20 protein-coding genes and 1 tRNA gene are annotated in these 22,753 nt (G+C 62.2%); 16 read left to right on the top strand and 5 right to left on the bottom strand.

From position 1 onward, the window contains the following. Positions 1-113: 113 nt before the first annotated feature. Positions 114-623, top strand: a complete 510-nt coding sequence (locus FHR20_RS05170) for a GAF domain-containing protein (protein ID WP_167298513.1) — start codon at positions 114-116, stop codon at positions 621-623. 2 nt (positions 624-625) lie between these two features. Here FHR20_RS05170 and FHR20_RS05165 read toward each other — a convergent pair whose 3' ends face one another. Continuing rightward, positions 626-1,009, bottom strand: coding sequence for a hypothetical protein (locus FHR20_RS05165; protein ID WP_167298512.1), 384 nt, complete (start codon positions 1,007-1,009; stop codon positions 626-628). Further along, complete coding sequence (locus tag FHR20_RS05160; RefSeq protein WP_167298511.1) at positions 1,006-2,988, bottom strand: putative bifunctional diguanylate cyclase/phosphodiesterase; 1,983 nt, start codon at positions 2,986-2,988, stop codon at positions 1,006-1,008. The genes FHR20_RS05165 and FHR20_RS05160 overlap by 4 nt, the downstream gene beginning before the upstream one ends. Before the next feature lie 59 nt (positions 2,989-3,047). On the opposite strand from FHR20_RS05160, the gene moaA reads away from it, so the two are divergent. From moaA to FHR20_RS05120, 8 genes are all read left to right on the top strand, one after another. Beyond that, on the top strand, positions 3,048-4,037 hold the full coding sequence (moaA, locus tag FHR20_RS05155) for a GTP 3',8-cyclase MoaA (protein WP_243857127.1): 990 nt from the start codon (positions 3,048-3,050) through the stop codon (positions 4,035-4,037). Beyond that, positions 4,034-4,804 (top strand): NAD kinase, encoded by a 771-nt coding sequence (locus tag FHR20_RS05150; RefSeq protein ID WP_167298509.1) that lies wholly within the window; start codon positions 4,034-4,036, stop codon positions 4,802-4,804. The genes moaA and FHR20_RS05150 overlap by 4 nt, the downstream gene beginning before the upstream one ends. Before the next feature lie 73 nt (positions 4,805-4,877). Next, positions 4,878-4,952, top strand: a tRNA-Asn gene (locus tag FHR20_RS05145). A gap of 440 nt (positions 4,953-5,392) precedes the next feature. Next, the gene (locus FHR20_RS05140; protein WP_243857126.1) at positions 5,393-5,626 is read left to right on the top strand and encodes a type II toxin-antitoxin system Phd/YefM family antitoxin; all 234 of its coding nucleotides are present in this window, start codon (positions 5,393-5,395) and stop codon (positions 5,624-5,626) included. A 9-nt stretch (positions 5,627-5,635) separates the two neighbouring features. After that, positions 5,636-8,677 carry a type I restriction endonuclease subunit R gene (locus FHR20_RS05135; protein WP_167298508.1) on the top strand — a complete coding sequence of 1,014 codons (3,042 nt, stop codon included), beginning with the start codon at positions 5,636-5,638 and terminating at the stop codon, positions 8,675-8,677. Between the two features lie 37 nt (positions 8,678-8,714). After that, positions 8,715-9,989 (top strand): restriction endonuclease subunit S, encoded by a 1,275-nt coding sequence (locus FHR20_RS05130; RefSeq protein WP_208413407.1) that lies wholly within the window; start codon positions 8,715-8,717, stop codon positions 9,987-9,989. Then, on the top strand, positions 9,986-11,206 hold the full coding sequence (locus FHR20_RS05125) for an ATP-binding protein (protein WP_167298506.1): 1,221 nt from the start codon (positions 9,986-9,988) through the stop codon (positions 11,204-11,206). Before FHR20_RS05130 ends, FHR20_RS05125 begins: the two co-directional genes overlap by 4 nt. After that, positions 11,203-12,843, top strand: coding sequence for a type I restriction-modification system subunit M (locus FHR20_RS05120; RefSeq protein ID WP_167298505.1), 1,641 nt, complete (start codon positions 11,203-11,205; stop codon positions 12,841-12,843). Before FHR20_RS05125 ends, FHR20_RS05120 begins: the two co-directional genes overlap by 4 nt. A gap of 188 nt (positions 12,844-13,031) precedes the next feature. Here FHR20_RS05120 and FHR20_RS05115 read toward each other — a convergent pair whose 3' ends face one another. Continuing rightward, positions 13,032-13,763 carry an argonaute/piwi family protein gene (locus tag FHR20_RS05115; protein ID WP_208413406.1) on the bottom strand — a complete coding sequence of 244 codons (732 nt, stop codon included), beginning with the start codon at positions 13,761-13,763 and terminating at the stop codon, positions 13,032-13,034. Positions 13,764-14,018: 255 nt separating this feature from the next. Here FHR20_RS05115 and FHR20_RS05110 point away from each other — a divergent pair, with 255 nt between their 5' ends. After that, positions 14,019-14,312 carry a helix-turn-helix domain-containing protein gene (locus FHR20_RS05110; protein ID WP_167298504.1) on the top strand — a complete coding sequence of 98 codons (294 nt, stop codon included), beginning with the start codon at positions 14,019-14,021 and terminating at the stop codon, positions 14,310-14,312. A 194-nt stretch (positions 14,313-14,506) separates the two neighbouring features. Here the strand turns inward: FHR20_RS05110 and FHR20_RS05105 are convergent, their stop codons facing one another. Continuing rightward, on the bottom strand, positions 14,507-14,728 hold the full coding sequence (locus FHR20_RS05105; protein WP_167298503.1) for a hypothetical protein: 222 nt from the start codon (positions 14,726-14,728) through the stop codon (positions 14,507-14,509). Then, a complete protein-coding gene (locus tag FHR20_RS23135; RefSeq protein ID WP_341786428.1) occupies positions 14,691-14,816 on the bottom strand; it encodes a type IV toxin-antitoxin system AbiEi family antitoxin domain-containing protein in 126 nt (41 codons plus the stop codon). The genes FHR20_RS05105 and FHR20_RS23135 overlap by 38 nt, the downstream gene beginning before the upstream one ends. 310 nt (positions 14,817-15,126) lie before the next feature. Here FHR20_RS23135 and FHR20_RS05100 point away from each other — a divergent pair, with 310 nt between their 5' ends. From FHR20_RS05100 to FHR20_RS05075, 6 genes are all read left to right on the top strand, one after another. Further along, positions 15,127-15,642: an RNA polymerase sigma factor gene (locus tag FHR20_RS05100; protein ID WP_208413404.1), complete on the top strand. Its 516-nt coding sequence runs from the start codon at positions 15,127-15,129 to the stop codon at positions 15,640-15,642. A 40-nt stretch (positions 15,643-15,682) separates the two neighbouring features. Further along, complete coding sequence (locus FHR20_RS05095) at positions 15,683-16,558, top strand: FecR family protein (protein WP_167298501.1); 876 nt, start codon at positions 15,683-15,685, stop codon at positions 16,556-16,558. 121 nt (positions 16,559-16,679) lie between these two features. Beyond that, positions 16,680-20,042, top strand: a complete 3,363-nt coding sequence (locus FHR20_RS05090; protein ID WP_167298500.1) for a TonB-dependent receptor domain-containing protein — start codon at positions 16,680-16,682, stop codon at positions 20,040-20,042. Positions 20,043-20,146: 104 nt separating this feature from the next. Continuing rightward, positions 20,147-20,641: a hypothetical protein gene (locus FHR20_RS05085; protein ID WP_167298499.1), complete on the top strand. Its 495-nt coding sequence runs from the start codon at positions 20,147-20,149 to the stop codon at positions 20,639-20,641. 68 nt (positions 20,642-20,709) lie between these two features. Further along, the gene (locus tag FHR20_RS05080; RefSeq protein ID WP_167298498.1) at positions 20,710-21,078 is read left to right on the top strand and encodes a hypothetical protein; all 369 of its coding nucleotides are present in this window, start codon (positions 20,710-20,712) and stop codon (positions 21,076-21,078) included. Positions 21,079-21,103: 25 nt separating this feature from the next. Continuing rightward, on the top strand, positions 21,104-22,735 hold the full coding sequence (locus tag FHR20_RS05075) for an alkaline phosphatase D family protein (RefSeq protein WP_167298497.1): 1,632 nt from the start codon (positions 21,104-21,106) through the stop codon (positions 22,733-22,735). Positions 22,736-22,753: the final 18 nt, after the last annotated feature.

Here is a 22,753-nt window from a genome sequence, read left to right as displayed (position 1 = left end):
CGATTTCGCCGGTTTCGCGTTGAAACGAACAGAACAAGGCTGCGTATCTGGCCGTGACCAATGGGATTGAGGCAGGCGAGACCCTGAACGGGTCCGCTCGTGAGGAGCGAGGCTTGAGGGAGCCGGACAGTTTCGAGCAACGCCGATTGTTGACCGAAGCGATGGCCCGGTTGTCGCATGCGACCTCGATCGACGAGCTGGTCAACGTGCTGCGGGAATGCGCACGCACCATTGCGCGGTGCGATGGCGTAACCGTCATTCGCCGCGAGGGCGACCGCGTCGCCTATGTCGCCGAGGACGCGATGACTCCGCTCTGGGCGGGCGAACGGTTCCCGATCGAGAATTGCATATCGGGCCTCGCCATCCTCGAGGCGCGTCCGATCCATATCCCCGACATCTATGACGATCCGCGCGTTCCCGTGGACGCCTACCGGCCCACCTTCGTGCGCAGCATGTCGATGTATCCGATCGGGCTGATGGGGCCGAGCATGGCGATGGGTGCCTATTGGGCGGAAGCCGGGCCGATCGATCCGAGCACCAGCGCGCTGCTGGCCAGCCTGGCTCGCTATGCCGGAGTCACGCTGGGCCGGGTCACCCATGGCAAGGGCGCCGATCCGGCCTGAGGTCAACGGACCGGGAGGCTGTCCTCGCGCTCCTCTTCCAGCACGTCCGCCGAGAATTTCTCGCGCTGCATGCTGAAGCCGCCGTGAACCCAGTCCACCTTCCAGTTGCCGCTCGCCTCAGTGCCTCGGTCGTCCACGCTGCCTTCATAGAAGACGGCATGGTTCCAGTCGCCGCGATATTGCTTCACGAACTGGATGCGCGCGCCGCTGCGCCGCCCCGCCACGGTGGCGCTGCGCACGCCGCCCTGCCCGTCCCGCTCGCTGATGCTGCCCGAGAAGACGCCGCCGGCCTCTTCCAGCAGGGCAATGAAGCCATTGTCCTGCCCATCGACACTGCTGACATAGCGGCCGTACCAGACACCGCTGACATCGCGCGGGTCGCTCACCCCCGGCTCACCAGCTGGGCCAGCGCGGGCACGTCGATCGGGGCCGAACACAGGAAGCCCTGGAAATATTGACAGCCTTCCTTGGCGAGCAGATCGAGCTGCTCGGCGGTCTCGACGCCCTCGGCCACCACCGCCAGGCCCAGCGAACGCGCCATGTCGATCACGCCCCGGACCACCACGCGGTCGCGGGGCGAACCGGTGATGTCCTGGCTGAGCTTCTTGTCGATCTTGAGATAGTCGAGCGGCAATGCCTTGAGATAGGCCAGGCTTGAATATCCCGTGCCGAAATCGTCGATCGCCACCCGGCATCCTGCCGCCCGCAGCAATGTGAGCAGCCGCGCCGCTTCGCCCAGATCCGACATGATGCCGCTTTCGGTGATCTCCACCGTCAGGCGATTGCGCGGGAAGTTGCTCGCGTCGATGCGCCCGAGAAGCGCATCGACAAAACTTGCCCGCGCCACGTCGGCGGCAGTCACGTTGATCGAAAGCCGCAACTTGCTCAGCGACATCGGCCAATTCGCCGCCGCCGCCAGCGCGCGGCGCTGGACATGGTCGGAGAGCGTCGCGTCGAGCCCTGCCCGTTCCGCGGCGGCGAACAGCGTATCGGCACCCAGCTCGCCGAACTCGGGATGGTTCCAGCGGGCCAGCGCTTCCACCCCGATGATCTGCCCCGTGGCGATCGAGACCTGGGGCTGGAACAGCACGCCGATCTCGCCGCGCTCCAGCGCACGGTGAAGGTTGTCGACGAGCAGATCGACCGGTGGCGCGCCCTTCTCCAGCGGCACGTCGCCGAGCAGCGCCTCGCTGGTTCGGCGGAGCAGTGCCGCTGCATTGTCGCCGGCAACGCTCTCCCCGGTCACGAGCCGCGCCCCGAGCGGCGCGATATCGCCGCCCACCACGAAGGGGCGGGCCAGCGCGTCTTCGAGCCGCGCCACCGCGGCACCGATCCTCGCGGCATCGGCATCGTCGCTGGCGACCAGGAATTCCGATCCGCCGATCCTCGCGACGATCGCGCCCTTGCCCAGCGTCTCGCGCACGACTTCGCCGACGCGGCGCGAGACGCTGCGCAACAGCTCGTCCCCCACGGCCCGGCCATAGGCGGTGTTCACCGTCTCGAAACGCGTCAGCCCGATCAGCACGACGCCCACGCGGCCGCCTTCCGCAAGGCGCCGGTCGATCCAACGGCGCGCACTGGGCCCGTCGCGCGCGCCGGTGAGCGCGTCGCGCACCGCCGCATTCGCGTCGGGCGCCACACCCAGGGCCTCGACGAGCGCATGCAAGCGGTTGGTCTGCACGTCGTACTGCAGATGCTGCACCACGCGCCCCACCCCGGCCAGGTCATGCGCAAAGGCAGTGGAAGGCGTAGCCGCACTCAAGCGGCGCAGCGCGCTGCGCGCCAGCGACCGATCCGCCGGATCGAGCCGGGCGAAGAAGGTCCGCGTGCCCGGCGCTTCGGGCAGGCCCAACAGGCTCGCCAGCGCCGGCGTGAGCTGGAGCGAGCGCATCGCCGGATCGAATCGCCAGCCAAGCGGCTCGGGCGGCCCCTTTTCCTGCCCGTTCCACCCGGAGAGCCGCTCGACATGCCGCTGGGCGAAGCGGATCGCATGCGCCATCGCCGCCGAGGACATCGGGCTGGACAGGAAGTGCGTGGCGCCGGCGTCGAAGAAATGGCGCATGTGCACCGTGTCGCTCTGCGAGACAAGGATCAGCATCGCGGCGCCATGCGCCTCGATCGTCGGCCCCAGCACCCTGGCCGCGTCCATCCCCTCCGAAAGCGCGCCGCGCGCGTCGATCACCGCGACGGCGGCTCCGCTCGACAGGAAGCGCCGCTCGAGCGCATCCGAGCGCCGCGCCGCCACCACGCGCCAACCGCCCCCCGCCGCGGCCGCGGCGACTTCGTCGCGCTGGCGAAAGCTGAGGACGAACACCGGGGCCGCATCTGCGTTGGCGCTTTCGATGACTGTGAAATCTTCGGACATTCCACTCTCGATAACGCGAACGCTTGCCCACCGCCATCATCATGCGTAACTCGTCTTGCATGGCAGCCGCGCCCGCCTTGATCGACGCCCATGGCCGCACGATCGAGTATCTGCGCATTTCGGTCACGGATCGCTGCGACTTGCGTTGCCGCTATTGCATGTCCGAGCATATGCGCTTCCTGCCGCGCGACGCGTTGCTGCGCCTCGACGAACTCGCCCTGGTCGCCGACCGTTTCGTCGCGCGTGGCGTGCGCAAGATCCGCCTTACCGGTGGCGAACCGCTGGTCCGCGGCGATACCATGGAACTGGTCCGCCGCATCGCCCGTCATCTCGGCGCGGGTCTCGATGAAATCACGCTCACCACCAACGGCACTCGCCTCGCCGAACATGCCGAAGCGCTGCGCGAGGCCGGCATGCGCCGCATCAATGTCAGCCTCGACAGCCGCGATCCGGCGGTCTTTCGGCACATCACCCGGCACGGCGACTTGTCGAAAGTGCTGGCCGGCATTGCCGCCGCCCAGGCCGCCGGCCTTGCGGTCAAGCTCAACATGGTCGCATTGAAAGGCCTCAACGAGGACGAGATCCCCGCGATGCTCGACTGGGCGGCGGCCAGGGGCATGGATCTCACCTTGATCGAAACGATGCCGCTCGGCGAAGTCGACGAGGATCGCGTCGATCGCTTCCTGCCGCTCACCGGCGTGCTGGCCGCGCTCCGCGCGCGCTTCGAGCTGATCCCCGATACGCATCGCACCGGCGGCCCCGCACGCTATTGGCGCGTTGCGGGCACCGGCATGCGGCTGGGCCTGATCACGCCGCTCAGCGCCAATTTCTGCGACGGATGCAACCGCGTTCGCCTCGCCAGCGACGGAAAGCTCTATATGTGCCTTGGCCATGACGAGGGAGTGGACATCAAGGCCGCGCTGCGCGGTGACGGCCTCGACGAAGCGATCGATGCCGCGCTGCGGCGCAAGCCCGCCCGCCATGATTTCCGCATCGCCGCCGGCGCGGCTCCGGCCACACGCCGCCACATGAGCGTCACCGGCGGATGAGCCAGCTCCGCGCGCTCGTCGTCTCGCCCACCGAACCCGCCCAGCTCGCCGCCGACGAGTTGCGCGAGGCGTATGAATGGGTTCCCCTCGAACAGGCCGAGGCCATCGTTGCCCTGGGCGGCGACGGCTTCATGCTCCAGACCCTCCACAATCTGCTGGAAAGCCGCCGCAGCGTTCCGGTGTTCGGCATGAATCTCGGCACGGTCGGCTTCCTGATGAACGACTGGCGGCGCGAAAGGCTCGACGAGCGGCTCGCGCGGGCCAAGCCGTTCAAGGTGAGCCCGCTCAAGATGAACGCGATCAATGCCGCCGGCGAGCGCTTCGAACTGCCGGCGATCAACGAAGTCTCGTTCCTGCGCGAAACCCGCCAGACGGCGAAGCTCGAAGTCACCGTCAATGATCGCGTCGTGCTGCCGGAGCTGGTGTGCGACGGCCTGCTCGTCGCGACGCCTGCCGGCTCCACCGCATATAATCTGTCGGTGCAGGGCCCGATCCTGCCCCTCGGCTCGGCGATGCTGGCGATGACGCCGATCAGCCCGTTCCGTCCGCGGCGCTGGCGCGGCGCGATCCTGCCCGACAAGGCCCGCATCGCGATTCGCGTGCTGGAGGCAGACAAGCGGCCGGTCAGCGCCGTGGCGGACCAGCGCGAAGTGCGCGACGTCGCCCGGGTGGAGATAGAGATCGACCACCACCGCGACCTCACTCTGCTCTTCGATCCGGAGCATGCGCTGGACGATCGGATAACGATGGAACAATTCGTCGCCTGACCCCTTGCAATCCGCGAAAACCCGCTGCTATAGGGCCGCCTCCGCCGCGGTTCGCCGGGTGGAAAGATGGTGATCCCTGATAGCTCAGCGGTAGAGCTCTCGACTGTTAATCGAGCGGCCGTAGGTTCGAATCCTACTCAGGGAGCCACACCTTTTTGTACGCTACGGCGCGATATTGCGCGCCAGCGTGCGATTTTTCCCTACGATCCGATGCGCTATCGCTGGCACAGTGAGCGTAGGACGGCGAGACCGAATACGTGCCACGGTCGCCTACTGCTTCGGAACACCCTCCGCAGAATCGCCGGCCCTAGCGCGAGAAGACATGTGATCGGGGGCAGATTGCGGCTTAGCGCCAACAGCGGGCTTTGACTGATTGCCGAATAGCAAGACCTCGCGCGGGCCTAGTACGGGTAATGCCATCACTGCGGCGCTCGCAGGGGCATGCTGGCTTATGCTGCAATTGGATAACTGATGGCACCGCTTCCGGCGGAGCGGGGCCGCAGCAGGCATTTTCGTCCCCCGACATCGACCTCATTGCAAAGCAGACCCCGTTGCACTATCGGCCAAAATGGCCAAAATGCAGACTGAATGCTGGGAATCGCCATGAAAATCCTGAGCGCTAAAGACGCGAAGTACGGCTTCGGCCGACTTATCGACCTAGCTCGCGCCGAACCAGTGTTGGTCGCTAAACATGGTCGGCCAGTGGTGGTGGTGATGGCAGTGGAGGAATACGAGAGATTGAAGGTTGGCGAGGTGAGTGGCGAGGACATTAATTTGACTAAAAGCAAAACGGCCCACCCAACTGGCATTGATAAGAATTGAGCTGCATCGATGGCAATGGCAACTCCCGAACGCGATCTAGAAGCGAACTTGGTCAACAAGCTCCGCGATCTGAAGTATGAGTATCGCTCTGACATTCGCGACCGAGCAACTCTCGAGCAAAATTTTCGTACGAAGTTCGAGGCGCTTAATCGTGTCAGCCTCACCGATTCCGAGTTTACTCGCCTACTCGACGAGATCGTCACGCCGGATGTTTTTATCGCTGCCCGTATCCTCCGAGAGCGCAATACCTTTATCCGTGATGATGGCACGCCGCTCAACTACACCCTCGTCAACATCAGGGACTGGTGCAAAAACTCGTTTGAGGTAGTTAGTCAGCTCCGTATTAACACAAACAATAGCCATCATCGTTACGACGTCATTCTGCTGATCAATGGTGTCCCCGTTGTTCAAATAGAACTAAAGACTCTCGGCGTAAGCCCGCGTCGGGCCATGGAACATATCGTCGAATACAAGAACGACCCCGGAAACGGGTATACCAAGACGATCTTGTGCTTTATTCAGCTCTTCATCGTCAGCAACCGCGATCGGACGTTTTATTTCGCGAACAACAATGCGCGCCATTTCGCCTTCAATGCCGAGGAGCGCTTTCTGCCGGTCTACGAGTTCGCCGACGTAGACAACAAAAAGATTGTCCGCCTTGATAGCTTTGCCGAGACTTTCCTCGTCAAATGCACCCTCGGCCAGACGATCAGCCGCTACATGGTTCTGGTGGCAAGTGAGCAGAAGCTCCTAATGATGCGGCCCTATCAGGTCTACGCGGTGAAGGCGATCGTCGACTCCATCGCGCAAGACTGCGGCAATGGTTACGTCTGGCATACGACGGGCAGCGGCAAGACGCTGACTTCCTTCAAGGCGTCAACGCTCCTGAAGAACAATCCCGACATCGAGAAGTGCCTCTTCGTCGTGGACCGTAAGGATCTCGACCGGCAGACGCGCGAGGAGTTCAACAAGTTTCAGGAAGGCTGTGTCGAGGAAAACACCAACACAGCGTCCCTCGTTCGGCGCCTTCTGTCGGACGACTACGCCGACAAGGTCATCGTCTGCACGATCCAGAAGCTCGGCCTCGCGCTGGACGAAAACAGCAAGCGCAACAAGCAGCAGAAGAGAGACGGCAAGAAGAGCTTCAAGGAACAGCTCGAACCCCTTCGCGACAAGCGCTTCGCCTTTATCTTCGACGAATGTCACCGGTCGCAGTTCGGCGAGAACCACAAGGCAATCAAGGAATTCTTCCCGTGCGCCCAGCTCTTTGGCTTCACGGGGACACCCATCTTCGAGCAGAACGCTGCGCAGCAGAAGATCGAAGACACGCAGGCCAGCATGAAGACGACGGAAGACCTCTTCCAGCAGCGCCTTCACACCTACACGATCACGCATGCCATCGAGGACGGCAACGTCCTTCGCTTCCACGTCGACTATTACAAGCCGCAGGGCAAAACCTTGCCCAAGCCGGGCGAACCGCTGGCCAAGCGGGCGGTGATCGAGGCGATTCTCGCCAAGCACGACGCGGCGACCGGGCAGCGCCGGTTCAACGCCCTGCTCGCCACGTCGTCGATCAATGATGCCATTGAGTACTACGACCTCTTCAAGACCATGCAGGCAGAGAAGCTGGCCGTTGATCCTGGGTTCCGTTCGCTGAACATCGCCTGCGTTTTCTCCCCGCCGGCTGACGGCGATCCTGATGTGAAGCAGATCCAGGAAGACCTGCCGCAGGAGAAGGAAGACAACGCGGTCGAGCCTGAAAAAAAGAAGGAAGCGTTGAAGGCCATCCTCGCCGACTACAACGCCCAGTACGGCACCAATCACAAAATCGGTGAATTCGATCTCTATTATCAGGACGTGCAGAGGCGGATCAAAGATCAGCAATGGCCGGATGCCGATCTCAAGAAAGCTTACCCCAACCAACTGCACCACAAGATCGACATCACGATCGTGGTCGACATGCTGCTGACCGGCTTTGACTCAAAGTTCCTTAACACCCTCTACGTCGACAAGAACCTCAAGCATCACGGTCTGATCCAGGCCTTCTCGCGCACGAACCGCGTGCTGAATGCCACCAAGCCCTATGGCAACATCCTTGACTTCCGCCAGCAGCAGGGCGCGGTCGATGCCGCCATCGCTCTCTTCTCGGGCGAGGCAGCCGCCGAAAAAGCCCGCGAAATCTGGCTGGTCGACAAGGCTCCTGTGGTCATCCAGAAACTGGAAACGGCAGTCCAGAAGCTCGACACCTTCATGAAGTCGCAGGGCCTCGATTGCGCCCCGGAAGCGGTGCCCAACCTCAAGGGCGACGCTGCCCGCGCCGCCTTCATTGAGCATTTCAAGGAGGTCCAGCGCCTCAAGACCCAGCTTGACCAGTACACTGACCTGACGGACGAGAACCGCACCGCCATCGAACAGGTCCTGCCGCGCGACAACCTGCTTGGCTTCCGCGGTGCCTATCTGGAAACCGCCCAACGCCTGCGGGCGCGGCAGGGCAAGGGCCAGGATCAGGGCGACGGCAAGCCCAGCCAGGATGCCGACCAAATGGATTTCGAATTCGTCCTCTTCGCCTCGGCCGTCATCGACTATGACTACATCATGGGCCTGATCGCCCGCTATTCAGAAAGCGCGCCCGGCAAGCAGAAGATGAGCCGCGCAGAGCTGATCGGCCTGATCCAGTCCGATGCCAAGTTCATGGACGAGCGGGAGGATATCGCCGCCTATATCAACACCCTGAAGGCTGGCGAGGGCTTGAGCGAAAAGGCCATCCGCGACGGCTACAGCCGTTTCAAGGCGGAAAAGAACGCGGCAGAACTGGCGGGCATTGCGGGCAAGCACGGGGTGGGATCGCAAGCGCTGCAAGGCTTTGTCGATACCATCCTGCAACGCATGATCTTTGACGGCGAGGCGCTGACCGACCTGATGGAACCCCTCGGCCTGAACTGGAAGGCCCGGCGGGTGAAGGAACTGGACCTGATGGCCGACCTGTTGCCGCTGCTGCTGAAGCGGGCCGGTGGGCGCGAGATTTCGGGGCTGAGCGCTTATGAGCAGTAAGGGGAAATCGCCAGCCGCGACGCGTGATGAGTCTGCCTTGGTTCCCAAGCTGCGCTTTCCTGAGTTTCAGGACGCGATGGGATGGAAGGAAATCTCGCTTCAGAAGCTGGCCCGGCCCGTGACGGATCGGGCGACAACGGGAGATGCGGATAACATTCTGAGCCTCTCAGGAGACCATGGTCTCGTGCTGCAAAGCGACTACTTTGGCAAGAAGATCGCGGGAGACAGTACCGATCGTTATCTGAAGATTCGCAAAGACGACTTTGTCTACAACGATCGGACAACCAAGGCATCAAGCTTTGGCACGATCAAGCGGCTTTCAAACCATGCGAGTGGGATCGTCTCGCCCATCTATAAATGCTTCCGCTTCCAAACGAGTGAGAACCCAGCTTTCTGGGAATGGTATTTCGAGTCGGGAAGCCATGATCCAGCGCTGGGCGGGCTGATCAATGAGGGTGCCAGAGCTGGCCGCTTCAATATCTCTGTTACTCAGTTCCTGTCGACATATGCGTGGCGGCCAGAGGAACTCGAACAACAAAAAATCGCCGATTGTCTGGACTCGACCGACGCGCTGATTGCCGCGCAGGGGCGGAAGGTAGAGGCGCTGATGGCCCACAAAAAGGGGCTGATGCAGCAGCTTTTCCCTCAGGAACGTGAAACCCAACCCCGCCTCCGCTTCCCCGAGTTTGTTAGCGCGGGAGATTGGGAGGAACGAGCCTTCTCCGAACTCTGTGACATAAAACACGGCTACGCATTCGAAAGTGAGTTCTTCAGCAACGAGGGCGATTATGTGCTCCTTACGCCCGGTAACTTCTACGAGGAGGGCGGCTACCGCGACCGGGGCGAGAAGCAGAAGTACTTCATCGGCGAGATTCCACGGGCCTACGTGCTCACCGCCGGAGACATGCTGGTCGCCATGACTGAACAGGCAGCTGGTCTGCTCGGCAGCCCGATTTTGGTTCCGGATTCTGACAAGTTTCTTCATAATCAGCGGCTCGGCCTCGTAACTCCCAAGCCTGGAAGTGCTTGGCTAAACGAATTCTTCTTCTACGTCCTGAATACTATGCCGGTTCGGAAGTCGATCCATGACACTGCATCCGGCGCGAAAGTCCGTCACACCTCACCAACGAAGATCGGCGACGTCGTTGTTTCTGTTCCGACCACCATCAACGAACAACAACGCATCGCCGAATGCCTCACGAGCCTCGACGACCTCATCGCGGCGCAAACCCAAAAGCTCGACAACCTGAAGACTCACAAGAATGGGTTGATGCAGCAGCTTTTCCCTTCTGTCGGGGAGGATGACGCATGAGTGGAATCCGCACCTATCAGAGCCTGGGCAAACTTGTGACTCGCCTGCGAGACGATCTAAACGACACTGATCTTGTGCTGCTTTACGCCTACAACCGCACCGGCAAGACACGCCTGTCTATGGAGTTCAAGGACGCAGGAAAACGCAAGACAAGGAAGAACCCAACCGGCACGCCCGACACGCTTTATTTCAACGCCTTTACTGAGGACCTGTTCGTCTGGGAAAACGACCTTGACGGCGACAGCGTGCGCCGCCTGCAACTGAACGAAAAATCATCCTTCTTCAACGCGATGACGGAACTCGCGCTGGAAGAGACGATTGATCTCTACCTTTCCCGATACGCCGACTTCGAATTCGACTTCACCTATAAAGCTGTTCAGCAGGGCAACGAAGCCATCTCGAAGCCCGATTTTGTGAGCTTCCGAAAGGGCGCTCAGTCCAACATCAAGGTTTCTCGGGGCGAACAGAACATCTTCATTTGGTGCATCTTCATGGCCATCTGTGAACGTATGCTGGATGGGCATCAGTCCTATCAGGGGAAGAAATACCTCTATGTCGACGACCCGATTTCGTCGCTCGATGACAACAACGCGATTTCCGTGGCCTGCGATCTTGCCAAGCTTCTCCGCCGGGCGGCCACGCGGAAGGATGCGAATGGTGCGCCCGCCCCGATAAAAGTGATCTTCTCTTCGCACCACGCGCTTTTCTTTAACGTCATGTGCAACGAGATGGGCAGGCGGACTGAGGGCGAACCGAAGATAACCCACAAGCGCTATTTCTTGCACCGCCCAAACGGCGACGGCGCCTACACGCTTCAGGCGAGCGAGGATACGCCCCTCTTCCATCACGTCGCCACTTTAGCCGAGCTGCAGCGTGCCGCCGATCCCGGCAAGGGGAAGCTCTACACCTTCCACTTCAACGCCTTGCGCAGCGTCATGGAGAAGACAGCCTCTTTCTTCGGTCACCCGAGCATTGCCTTCTGCCTGAAGGCGCTGAACAATGAAGAGGATCGGGCGCTGTTCAACCGTGCCCTGAACCTGCTGAGTCACGGCGCCTACGCCATTCACGAACCGACTGAAATGGGCGAGGACAACAAGGCACTTTTCCGCCGCATCCTGAGCGAGTTCATCACGCGGTTTGAGTTCGCCCTACCAGGAATTGCTCCCGCGCAACTCACAGCACCGGCGCCCGCCCCTGAGGAAGCACCTGCAGAATGAACGACCAAAATCAAAAGCAACTGGGCAAAACGCTCTGGAACATCGCCGATACGCTTCGCGGCGCGATGAATGCGGACGATTTCCGTGACTATATGCTGTCATTCCTCTTCCTGCGCTACCTCTCTGACAATTACGAGATGGCCGCGAAGAAGGAGCTCGGGCGCGACTACCCAGATCCCAACGCGATCGGCAACGGCGGGCGCTCACCCCTATCTGTTTGGTACGCGGAGAACCCCGATGATGTTGCGGCTTTTGAAAAGCAGATGCGCCTCAAGGCGCACTACCTAATAAAGCCAGAATACCTCTGGACCAGCATCGCCCATATGGCCCGCACCCAGAACGGCGAACTACTGAACACCCTGCAGGCGGGCTTCAAATACATCGAAAACGAGTCGTTCCAGAGCACTTTCGGTGGCCTGTTCTCGGAAATCAATCTTGCCTCTGACAAGCTCGGACGGACCTACGCTGATCGCAACGCCAAACTCTGCGCTATCATCACCGAGATCGCTAAAGGGCTCGCCGACTTCTCCTCGGATGTGGATGCACTGGGCGACGCCTACGAATATCTGATCGGCCAATTCGCCGCCGGTTCGGGCAAGAAGGCTGGCGAATTCTATACCCCGCAGCAGGTGTCAGACATCCTTTCCGCGATCGTGACACTGGACAGCCAGGAGCCCGCAACCGGAAAGAAAGAACGGCTCGCCAGCGTGCTCGATTTCGCGTGCGGCTCCGGTTCGCTGCTACTCAATGTTCGCAAGCGCATGGGGCCGCACGGCATCGGCAGAATCTACGGGCAGGAAAAGAACATCACCACCTACAACCTCGCGCGCATGAACATGCTGCTGCACGGCGTGAAGGACACGGAGTTCGAAATCTACCACGGCGACACTCTGACCAACGACTGGGACATCCTGCGTGAGTTGAATCCGGCCAAGAAGCCCTCCTTCGATGCCATCGTAGCCAACCCGCCCTTCAGCTTGCGCTGGGAACCGACTGAGGCGATGGGCGATGATGTGAGGTTTAAGAATTACGGGCTGGCGCCCAAGTCGGCCGCGGACTTTGCCTTCCTGCTGCACGGATTCCACCACCTGAAGGATGAGGGCGTGATGGCCATCATTCTCCCCCACGGGGTGCTGTTCAGAGGCGGGGCGGAAGAGCGAATCCGAACCAAGCTGCTGAAAGATGGTCACATCGACACGGTCATCGGACTGCCTGCGAACCTGTTCTATTCCACCGGCATCCCAGTCTGTATCCTTGTGCTGAAGAAGTGCAAAAAGCCGGACGACGTGCTCTTCATCAACGCGGCAGAGCATTTCTTGAAGGACAAGCGCCAAAACAAGCTGGGAGATGGCAAGAATGGAACACCGGATCATATCGGCAAGATTGTCTCCACTTACCAATTCCGCACGGAAGAGGACCGCTATTCCAAGCGCGTAAGCATGGAGCGAATTGCTGAAGAAGGCTTCAACCTCAACATCTCTCGCTACATCAGCACGGCTGTGGGCGAGGAAGAGATTGAGCTAGCCGAGACCCATCGGGAACTCGTTGAAATCGAAAAGCAAGTCCGCGCAGCAACGGCGAAGCACAATGCTTTCCTTATGGAATTGGCTCTGCCCTCCCTGCCGGGGGCTGAGTGAAAAACACAGGCCCAGTAAGCTCTCGCAATCAGAAGCCGTATTTCTCGCGGCGTAGCCGGAAGGCGGGCGCGCTCGGCATCATAATGCGCGAGGCCTTCGAGCTCCGTCAGGGCGGCGAGCCATGCGGCCTTGGTGTCGGCCGCGGCGGTGACCGTCGATTCCCAAGTCGTGTCTGTTTTGCGTAGTGGCTAAACGAAATAGCGGAACGAGGTCTCAGTAAGATCGTCGTCGCCATATTCGTCCAGGATACCGCCCACCCGGCGGGCGAAGGACAAGGACACGGGCCATTTTCCGCGAATGTCGGCCGTGTTCCAGTTCATCCGGGTGAGGTTGAGAACGTCCTGCGCCGCAGCGACGGCGCTCTCGACGCCTAGACAGCGAACCTCGAACGGTTGGGGCACGTGCGGGCCCGGATAGGTACCAAGCTCTGGCATGAAGCCAGACGTGAAGAGGAAGGACCGGTCACTGTTGACCGTGCATACCGTTCCGACTTTCGGGGGATAGGCCCCGTACCGCAGCAGCCGGAACAGGCTGGGCACGAGCGTGACCATCGAAACGATGGGCGTGTCCTTGAGCGCCGCGGCAAAACCCGCCTGTTCGGCGGGGTCGAAATAGGAAGTCTTGTGTAGCACGACCCGGAGCGGCGCGCCGCCCGTTCGCAGCTCGTATTCGGCGAGCACGTTCTGGGCGAGCTCGAACGCCTGCTGCTCGGAAAGATGCGCGTTCCGACCCTGTTCGGGTTCGACGGGAACACCCTCTCCGCGGGTGGCAAACCCTTCACCGTCGCTCGAGAAGGCTTGCGCCAGACTGGAGCGGACGATGGCGCGCCGTGTGGTGCGGAAATGATGGAAGCTGATGCCGACGAAGCACGTATCCGGCCCCGTCGGGGGCAGCCGCCACTCGCTACGCGAATGGAGCAAATGCGCCCCGCCCGTCGTATGCAAATTATGGAATTGCTCCGAGCTATAGAACGCGTAATCGCTACATGACGGACGTCGCAGTGGAGACATGCCCGTCAATCTTGACGCACGCCTATTCGCTGCAGGAGTTGCGGTGAATAGAGCCGACAAACTCCGCAATCATTCACCAGTCGCCAGATCCATTGCGCACCGGGGTGCTTGACCGACGCCTGTCCGCGCCCGTCATCTGCGACGGGAGGGAATGAGGAAATACAAGTGAATCATCTACCTACAATTCCGCCACGCTTCCTTGTCACTAAAGAGGCCGCGCGGTTCCTGGCGCTTTCGGCTCGGACGCTCGAGAAGCATCGCACCTATGGGACCAGTCCGGTCTATCGCAAGATTGGCGGGCGGGTCGTCTATGCGCTTTCGGATCTGCAGGCGTGGGCCGACAAGGGTCTGCGATACTCGACCTCAGAGGCCGGACCTGACATCGTCTATCCTGCCAAATGGGGCGCTGTGCTGGAAAGCCCGCTCAAGCAACTGGAGGATATGTCCGAAAAGGCATAGTCCAGTTGGCCCGCGGGTTTGGAGGCAGCCTTCTACCCGCGGGCGTTAGTCGCACCGACCAAACGACGACCTAGCCTGGCCGACGCCGATGGCGAGCATGTGAAGGGAAATCAGCCGCGAACACGACACCGCAAACCGAGATCGTCCAATACGAGGTTGCAGGATTGGAGCGCGACCGCGACATGATCCGATCCCTAGCGAAAAGGCTCGCGAAAGGAGGCTCTGACGCCGATCGCATCAGAACCAAAATCGGCGAGGCTCTCGACGGCAAAGGCAGTATCGTCGCCGCGCTCCTGCGATCGCCGCTGATCGGAGCGGAGCTCGATCTGACACGCGAGCGCGAACTTCCACACGACATTGACCTGTAGTCGAGTCAAATCACGCAGCCTCGCGATCCGCAGCGCGATAGACTCCATAGCCGACCTTCACCAGCAAGCCCTCTTCGCACATCCAAGCAAGGTAGTGTCTTGGGATACCGACGGCGGTGAAATCGTAGGTTCTCACGGTGGCCCTTTCACGGGCAAAGGCGTATGCCTTTTCTCGCAGTGAGGGCTTCGGGCCACCGGCCAACCGAATACGCTCGTCACGGTCCCGGTCGCGTTTCCGCCGCTTCGGAAGCTGTGGCGAAGATTCGACGGCAATCGGCAGTTCATAGTTCTGGATTTCGTCGGTCCCGGGGAGCCATCCTCCGGCATGGCGCGAACGCGCCGGAATTCGGGCTCCGTCAGCCACTCGAATTGCGCGGCGAGCATCCCCAACCGGCCTGCCCCGACCGAAACCCCCATGTCACATCGAACGCATATGCACCTCTTCGATGGTTTCGAGTCCCGCCCATTTGAGCGCGCAACGCATTGGCCTGCTTGAATATGTGGGACGGCAGGTCCACGACTCGGCGCTCAGCGAGGACATTGTTCAGGAAGCCTATCTGCGGCTGCTGATCTTCGAAGCGAAGCCGGACAACAGCGTAAAGAATGCGCCTGCCCTGCTGCGTCGCATCTCGCTGAATCTGGTCAGGGACCATTTCCGCAGAGTCGGCCGGGCTCCGCTCGTCGAACTGTCCGACGCGATCCCCTGCCCCCAGCCGATGATAGATCAGCAATTGGCGCGCAAACAGCTGATCGAGCTGATCGCGGGCATCCTCGAGACCATGCCCTCCCTCAGGCGGGAAGTCTTCATCCGCCGGCGCGTACGCGGACAATCGGCGAGCGAGGTGGCCTTGGCCTTGGGCCTTTCCCCCAGCGCCGTGAGCAATCATGTTGCGCGCGCCATATTCGATCTCGATTCGGCGATCGAGAAGATCGAGAAGAGAGGCGGCCCTGTCCGAGACTAGCTCCATAAAATGGGAAGCAGCCCAGTGGATCGAGCGGCGCATGGGCGACGAGGCCTTTGACGAGGCCGCCTTCGACGCATGGCTTGCCGGCGATCCGCGTTGCCGACCTGCCTATGACACCATGTGGCGGCGCATCATGGGGTCCGACATGGACGCCGCGCTGCAAGCCTATGGGCGCCCGGGCGGATCGGGGCATGCCTGGCTGGTCGGCGGCATGACCGTCCTGCTCGTCATGCTGGGCGGCTACCAGTCGCTCCCCCTGATCGCGTTGTACCTCGCCCAGCCGCAGGACTATTCCGTGGCGGACGGCAAGGTGCGCGCAGTCACCCTTGCCGACGGTACGCAGCTGACCCTGGGGGGCGGCGCGCAGGTGAAGATCCGCTATACGCGCCATGACCGCGTGGTCGAACTGACCCAAGGCACGCTCTACGCCAAGGTCGCGCATGACGCGCGGCGCCCCTTCCGGATCGATACCGGAAACGCGCGTATCGTGGACGTGGGGACCAGCTTCGAGGTCTCGAACAAGCCCGGAAGCGTCCGTGTCGCCGTCGCATCCGGCGTGGTCCGGTTCGGCAGGAACGGATGGTTTGACACGCCGATCCAGCTCCAGGCCCGGCAGGCGGCCATTCTGGACAAGGCGGGCCTCAACCGGATCGCCGACGTGAAGCCGGACGAAGTCGCCCGCTGGCGCGGCGAGTGGATGGAATATAGGGGGGCGCCGTTGCGGCAGGTGATCGCCGACCTGCAAAGCCTGTCCCCGCTGCCCATCGACATCACCGACAAGGGCCTGGCCGAGAAGCCGGTGAGCGGCCGGATAAGGCTGACCGATCCGGTCGGCCAGCTCGAGAACCTGTCGATCACGCACGCATTCCGGATTCACAAGACAGAGAACGCATTGGCGCTATCGAAGCGCTGATTGCTCCGCGTTACCCGTTCCAGTCGCAACAGGACTGAAGCAAGAAACTTTGTGAAGTTTCGGCGTGCGCCGCGTCTTTCCCCTGAGGTCGCTCAATCCGAGCCCAAGGGGGGAATAGATAGTGCCGAAGTTAAAGGGGTCGCTTCGTACAGGCGTTGCCGTTCTCGCGCTCGCCATCGGCGCCATTTGCGCCGCTCCGCCAGCATTGGCGCAACATGGCATCACGCTTCCTGCAGCCAGCCTGGAGGATTCGCTGAACGTGCTGTCGCGCAAGTCCGGCGCGCAGATCCTGGTCGATCAGGATCTGGTGCGCGGCAAGAAGGCGCGCGCGATCAAAGGGGCTTCCTCCGTCGAGGCAGCGCTGATCCAGCTCCTGCACGGAACCGACCTGACCTATCAGAAGCGCGGCGATGCCTTCCTGATCCTTCGGGGAGGCCATGCACAGCCTGCCAGGAGGACCGTCGCCGGTCCGCGGCCCAAGGCTGCAATCCGCGGGCAAGGCCCGGCCCTCGCGGCCGATGACGGACAGGCATCCGGAGACGCCGGCAGCGGCAACGACATCGTCGTCACCGCGCAGAAGATGTCCGAGCGCCTGATCGATGTGCCCGCCGCGGTCTCGGCCTTCACGGCGCAGGACCTGTCGGACCAGAAGATCGAAGGCGGCCCCGAGCTGCTGCGCGCCATCCCGAACGTCTCCTTCTCGAAGGACAATTTCTCGGGCTATAATTTCACCGTCCGCGGGATCGGCACCAAGGCGATCTCCGTCACTGCCGATCCGGCGGTCGCGATCAGCTTCAACTACACGCCTTTGATCCGCAACCGCCTGTTCGAGCAGGAATATTTCGATGTCGAGCGCGTCGAGGTGCTGCGTGGACCGCAGGGCACGCTCTACGGCCGCAACGCGACGGCAGGCGTCGTCAACATGCTGCCGGCCAAGCCGAAGCTCGGCATATGGGGCGGCGAAATCCAGGGCGAGGTGGGCAATTATGCCTCCACCCGCGTGCGCGGGTTCGTCAACATTCCCCTTGGCGACACCCTGGCGTTCCGCGCCGCGGGCGCGTGGACGAAGCGCGACGGCTATGACTACAACACGGTCACGCAGAAGAATGTGAACGGCCGCAATCTCTATTCGACGCGGCTGTCGGCGCTGTGGGAGCCCGATCCGGCGCTGCGCTTCAGCTTCTTCTGGGAGCATTTCAACGAGAATGACGACCGCGCGCGCACCGGCAAGCAGCTTTGCACGCGCGGCGAGACGCCGCAGAAGATCGACTATACCGACCGGAACGGCGTCGCCCAGTCGCAGCCCGTGGTCGGCGCGTGGAGCATTGGCGCGCTGACGCCGGGGTGCCAGCAAAAGACCCTCTATTCCGATGCCGCCTATGGCGTGCCCAATGGCCGCGGATTTCCGATCGTGACGGCGCTCACCCTGGCGCTGGCCGGAAACCGGGGCCCCTATGGCAGCTACTATACCCCGATGGGGCTCGATCCGTTCGGCACCGCCAATGGGCAGCAATCCCATGACCTGCGGGAGATCGGCACCTTCTACGATCCGAAATACCGGGCGCGGAACGACTTGTTCCAGTTCAACGCGGAGATCGACATCACCGATCGCCTGCATTTCACCGGTCAGGTTCTCTACACGAAGGACTATTATAGCGCCTCGCAGGACTTCTTCCGATTTCAGGCGGTGCCCTATTTCATTGCGCCGGAGCAATACGCCACCGGCGTCAAGGCAGCCTGGAAGCCATATCTCGGTTCGCGCAATGGCCTCGGCACGTTCAAGGATCCGCAGCTCGGCGAGCTGACCACGCCAGCGGCAATCGATCGTTCGGAGGCACGCAGCGAGCAATGGGCGCAAGAGGTCCGGCTGAATTCGTCCTTTGACGGACCGTTCAACTTCAATCTCGGCGCCAACTATCTGTCCTACGAGACCACCGAAAACTATTACGTCTTCAGCAACCTCTTCACCATCGCCGCGCTGTCCGAGGGCCCGTATTGCGATGCCAAGGGTGTTGGTTGCGCCTATATCGACCCGAACCCCATCGACAAGATCAATGGCGAGGGGCACAATTACTTTCGGAGTATTCAGCAGCTAAAGACCAAATCCTGGGCGACGTTCGGCGAGCTCTACTGGAAGCCCGCCGAGAATTTCAAGGTCACCGGGGGGCTGCGCTATACCGACGATCAGAAGCTGATCATACCCTATGCCACCCAGTTGCTGAGCGACACCCGAGGGCTCAATAGCGGCACGGTCGATCGCGGCTATCCCGCGGATCCCGCCGAGACGATGCGATGGCGGCGCGTGACCGGCCGGCTTGCGCTGAACTGGAAGCCGAATCTGACGTTCACCGACGAAACCGCACTCTACGCTTCCTATGCGCGCGGCTATAAGGGCGGTGGCGACAATCCCCGGGGGCAGGCCGACAAGCCCTGCGGCCCGAACGGGCTGCCGGTGGCGCCGGCGCTGGTGTGCGGCACCTACACGCGGCTTCCCACCAAATTCGAACCGGAGGAACTCAATACCTTCGAAATCGGCATGAAGAACAAGATTGCCGGCGGCAAGATATTGCTGAATTTCTCCGCCTTCTTCAACGACTACAAGAATTACCAGATCTCGCAGCTGATCAATCGGGCGATCAACACCGAGAACCTCAACGCAATCACCTATGGCGCGGAGCTGGAAGCCGCGTGGATCCCCTCTCGGCACTTCAAGGTAGGTGCGACGTTAGGGTATCTCAGGACCCGGATCGGCAACGGGCAAAGCTCGATCGACGTCATGGACCGCGTACAGGGCCATGACGACTGGATGACCGTCAATCCCTGGGCCCAGAGCCCGAACACCTGCATCGCGCCCAAGGCGCTGGTCGCCGCCTATCTCAAGAAGGTCAATCCCAAGGATATCAACAGCACCTCGGATTCGGGGATCAACTTCTTCTGCGAAGCGCCCCATGTATTCGGATCCGCCGGCAATCCATTTGCGCCTGGCGGGATAGGCCAGGCCCTTTATGGATTTACCTACAGCCCGACCGCGCCCTATGATCCGAGCAAGCCGGCGAACTATTACGGCCCGAACCCGTCCAACTATGGCGCGCCCAACAACGGCTATGGCTTCGCCGCCGATCTGAGCGGCCACGAACTGCCCAACGCGCCGCACCTCACCTTCAATATCGGCGCGGAATACACCCTGTTCCTCGACGATTGGCGGCTGTCGCTGCGCGGCGATTACTATCGCCAGTCGGCCAGTTTCGCCCGCGTCTACAACACCGATTATGATCGCCTGCGCGCCTGGGGCAACGCCAACCTGGCGATCACGCTCAGCCGCCCGGCCTCGAACCTGACGTACCAGTTCTACGTCAAGAACGTGTTCAACAGCACGCCGATCACCGACGCCTTCACCGGGCCGAACGAAGTCGGCACCTTCTCCAATGTATTCACGCTCGATCCGCGCATCATCGGCTTCAGCGTGCGCGTAGGAATTAAATAACAATCACTCAAAAATTCGAAGATGTGGTCGCACATATAACAAGAAACTACTCGTGAAGGACGTGCCTTGTTTCAAATTCATCCCAATTGAAAAGGAAACTCACGATGAATATCTTCACCAAGTCTGTCGCCGCTCTCATCAGCCTCGTTGCCTTCCAGTCGGCGGCGATGGCCCAGACCCTGTCGCCCGCCAACACGGCGGTGACCGCTTCGGGCCAGCTCACCCAGGACCTGAACGGCACCCTGACCACGGTGTGCAATGTCACGCTGAGCGGCACCACCGACTCGACGGGCATCACCTTCACCAGCTACACCGGCAGCGCCGTCAGCGGCCCGCTGGCGTGCGACGATGGCCTGGTGCTTCCGCTGCGCGTTCAGGCGAACTCCTCGACCAGCGTGACGATCAAGGACATGGCCGTCTCGACCCGCCTCGGCGACTGCGGCCCGCGCGACGTCGTCGGCCCGTGGAGCAACCTCACCTCGACCGCCGGCCCGCTCTCTGCCGCGCTGCCCGGCACCACCGGCTTCCTGGCCCTGATCGGCGGCGTCTGCAACGCCTCGGGCAGCCTCACGGTCTCGCCGGCGATCACGATCAACTGACCCCCCAACTGGGCGATGCGGCGGCTCCACCCGCCGCATCGCTCCTTTGCCCAGCAAGGACAGCATGGATGCGCACGGGTTTCCGTATCTTGCAGCTCGCCATCGCCCTTCAGGCGATTGCCGCTCCGCTGCACGCCGTTGCCGGCCAGGACAAACCCGCGTTCAGCGCCAGGACGCCGATCGAGCAGCTCGCCGCCAATCCCGCGGCGAAGGCGGTGCTGGAACGCGAACTGCCGGGTTTCACCACCCATCCGCAATATGATCAGTTCAAGGCGATGAGCCTGGAGACGCTGGAAGCGATGTTTCCCGATGCGATGCCGCATGAGCGCTTGAAGGCGATCGACGCAGCGCTGCGTGCGATCCCCGCCGCTGCGAAATCGCCCCCGGCCTCCGCCACGGCACCGTCGCCGTCGCCGTCGCCAATCGCTCCGCGATAGTCCCTCCTTTCCCGCGAGAACCGACATGACGATCATCATCGACCGCCGCAGCCTGGTCCTGGCAGGCAGTTTCGGAATCGGCGCGCTGGCGATGGGCGGCGCGGCACGTGCCCAGGCGTTGCTGACCGCACGCGGCTTCACCCACAATGTCGCCAGCGGCGAGCCTGGGCCGGACTCGATCCTGCTCTGGACCCGCTATGTGCCTGCCGATGGCGGCGACGTGCAGCTGACCGCGGAGCTTTCCGAAACGCCCGATTTCCGGAAGAAGACGAGCGGCGGCGCCGGGGCGAGCAGAGCCGACGACCATACCGCGCGCGTCGTCGTTGGCGGCCTGCAGCCGGGGCGGACCTATTATTACCGCTTCATCGCCCCGGACGGCGCGGTTTCGCCGGTCGGGCGGACCAGGACGCTGCCGGCCGGGCCGGTCGAGCGCTTCGGCCTTGGCGTCTTTTCCTGCGCCAACCTGCCCTATGGCTGGTTCAACGCCTATGCCCATGCGGCCGCGCGGGACGACATCGACCTGATGGTGCATCTGGGCGACTATATCTACGAATATCAGCGCGGTTATTATCCGGGGGCGGACCAGGCGATCGCCGGCCGCCTGATCGAGCCGGCCGGCGAGGCGATCCGCCTGGCCGACTACCGCCTGCGCTATTCCAGCTATCGCGCCGATCCCGATCTGCAGCGCCTGCACCAGATGTTCCCGATGATCGTCCAGCACGACGATCACGAGACGGCGAACGACGCCTGGGCACATGGCGCCGAGAACCATCAGCCCGATGAAGGCGATTACGAGGAGCGCAAGCGCGCCTCGATGAAAGCCTGGAACGAATGGCTGCCGGTATCGGGCAAGCCCTGGTCGAGCTTCGAGATCGGCGACCTGGCGACGATCTTCCGCCCGGAAACCCGTCTGACCGCCCGCAGCGAACGGCTCGATCCGGTGGCGATCATCGGTACGAGCGGCGATCCGGTCGCCAAGCTCAAGGCGCTGCGCGACGGGCCATTGGCCGATCCTAAGCGGACGCTGATGGGGCCCGAGCAGGAGCAATGGCTGCAAGACGGGATCGCGCGCTCGAAGCGGCGCGGCGCGAAGTGGCAGGTCCTCGCGCAACAGGTGGTCATGGGGCAGATGCGGCTGCCCGAGCTGCCGGCCGCATTTGTCGCCAGCCTCAAATTGCCACCCGAGCAGGCCGCGTTCCTCAACGTGCTCTCGGCCGCCGGCAAGGCCGGCACGGCACCCGACTTCGATTCCTGGGACGGTTTCCCCGCAGCGCGCGCACGCCTGCTCGGTGCCGCCCAGGCCGCCGATGCCGACCTGGTCGTGCTGTCGGGCGACAGCCATAATGGCTGGGCGTTCGATCTCGCTTCGCAAGGCAAGCCGGCAGGCGTCGAGTTCGGCGGACACAGCGTCTCGTCGCCGGGGATCGAAGCCTATCTGGCGCTGCCGCCCCAGCTGACCGCCCAGTTCATCATGCGCGCCAGCCCCGAGCTCAAATGGGCCGATACCAGCAGTCGCGGCTACATGGCCGTCCAGCTCACGCCCGAACGGGTAACGGGCGAATGGGTGTTCATGGACACGGTCAAGGCACGCTCGCTCGCCATTCGCCCCGGCAAGACGATGTCGGTGGAACGAGGCCGCCGGATTTTCAGCGCCTGACCTCCAGCAAACCCGAAG

Source organism: Sphingomonas leidyi, from assembly GCF_011761945.1.
Classification (GTDB): domain Bacteria; phylum Pseudomonadota; class Alphaproteobacteria; order Sphingomonadales; family Sphingomonadaceae; genus Sphingomonas; species Sphingomonas leidyi.
The sequence above is the reverse complement of the archived record's forward strand: the minus strand, read 5'-3'. Positions and strand labels throughout refer to the sequence as shown.

Excerpts from the sequence above, each read along its gene's own strand:
- FHR20_RS05160 (WP_167298511.1), bottom strand. The coding sequence starts at position 2,988 with ATGTCCGAAGATTTCACAGTCATCGAAAGCGCCAACGCAGATGCGGCC.
- moaA (WP_243857127.1), top strand. The coding sequence starts at position 3,048 with ATGGCAGCCGCGCCCGCCTTGATCGACGCCCATGGCCGCACGATCGAG.
- FHR20_RS05150 (WP_167298509.1), top strand. The coding sequence starts at position 4,034 with ATGAGCCAGCTCCGCGCGCTCGTCGTCTCGCCCACCGAACCCGCCCAG.
- FHR20_RS05140 (WP_243857126.1), top strand. The coding sequence starts at position 5,393 with ATGCTGGGAATCGCCATGAAAATCCTGAGCGCTAAAGACGCGAAGTAC.
- FHR20_RS05135 (WP_167298508.1), top strand. The coding sequence starts at position 5,636 with ATGGCAATGGCAACTCCCGAACGCGATCTAGAAGCGAACTTGGTCAAC.
- FHR20_RS05125 (WP_167298506.1), top strand. The coding sequence starts at position 9,986 with ATGAGTGGAATCCGCACCTATCAGAGCCTGGGCAAACTTGTGACTCGC.
- FHR20_RS05120 (WP_167298505.1), top strand. The coding sequence starts at position 11,203 with ATGAACGACCAAAATCAAAAGCAACTGGGCAAAACGCTCTGGAACATC.
- FHR20_RS05105 (WP_167298503.1), bottom strand. The coding sequence starts at position 14,728 with ATGGAGTCTATCGCGCTGCGGATCGCGAGGCTGCGTGATTTGACTCGA.
- FHR20_RS05100 (WP_208413404.1), top strand. The coding sequence starts at position 15,127 with ATGGTTTCGAGTCCCGCCCATTTGAGCGCGCAACGCATTGGCCTGCTT.
- FHR20_RS05095 (WP_167298501.1), top strand. The coding sequence starts at position 15,683 with ATGGGCGACGAGGCCTTTGACGAGGCCGCCTTCGACGCATGGCTTGCC.
- FHR20_RS05085 (WP_167298499.1), top strand. The coding sequence starts at position 20,147 with ATGAATATCTTCACCAAGTCTGTCGCCGCTCTCATCAGCCTCGTTGCC.
- FHR20_RS05080 (WP_167298498.1), top strand. The coding sequence starts at position 20,710 with ATGCGCACGGGTTTCCGTATCTTGCAGCTCGCCATCGCCCTTCAGGCG.
- FHR20_RS05075 (WP_167298497.1), top strand. The coding sequence starts at position 21,104 with ATGACGATCATCATCGACCGCCGCAGCCTGGTCCTGGCAGGCAGTTTC.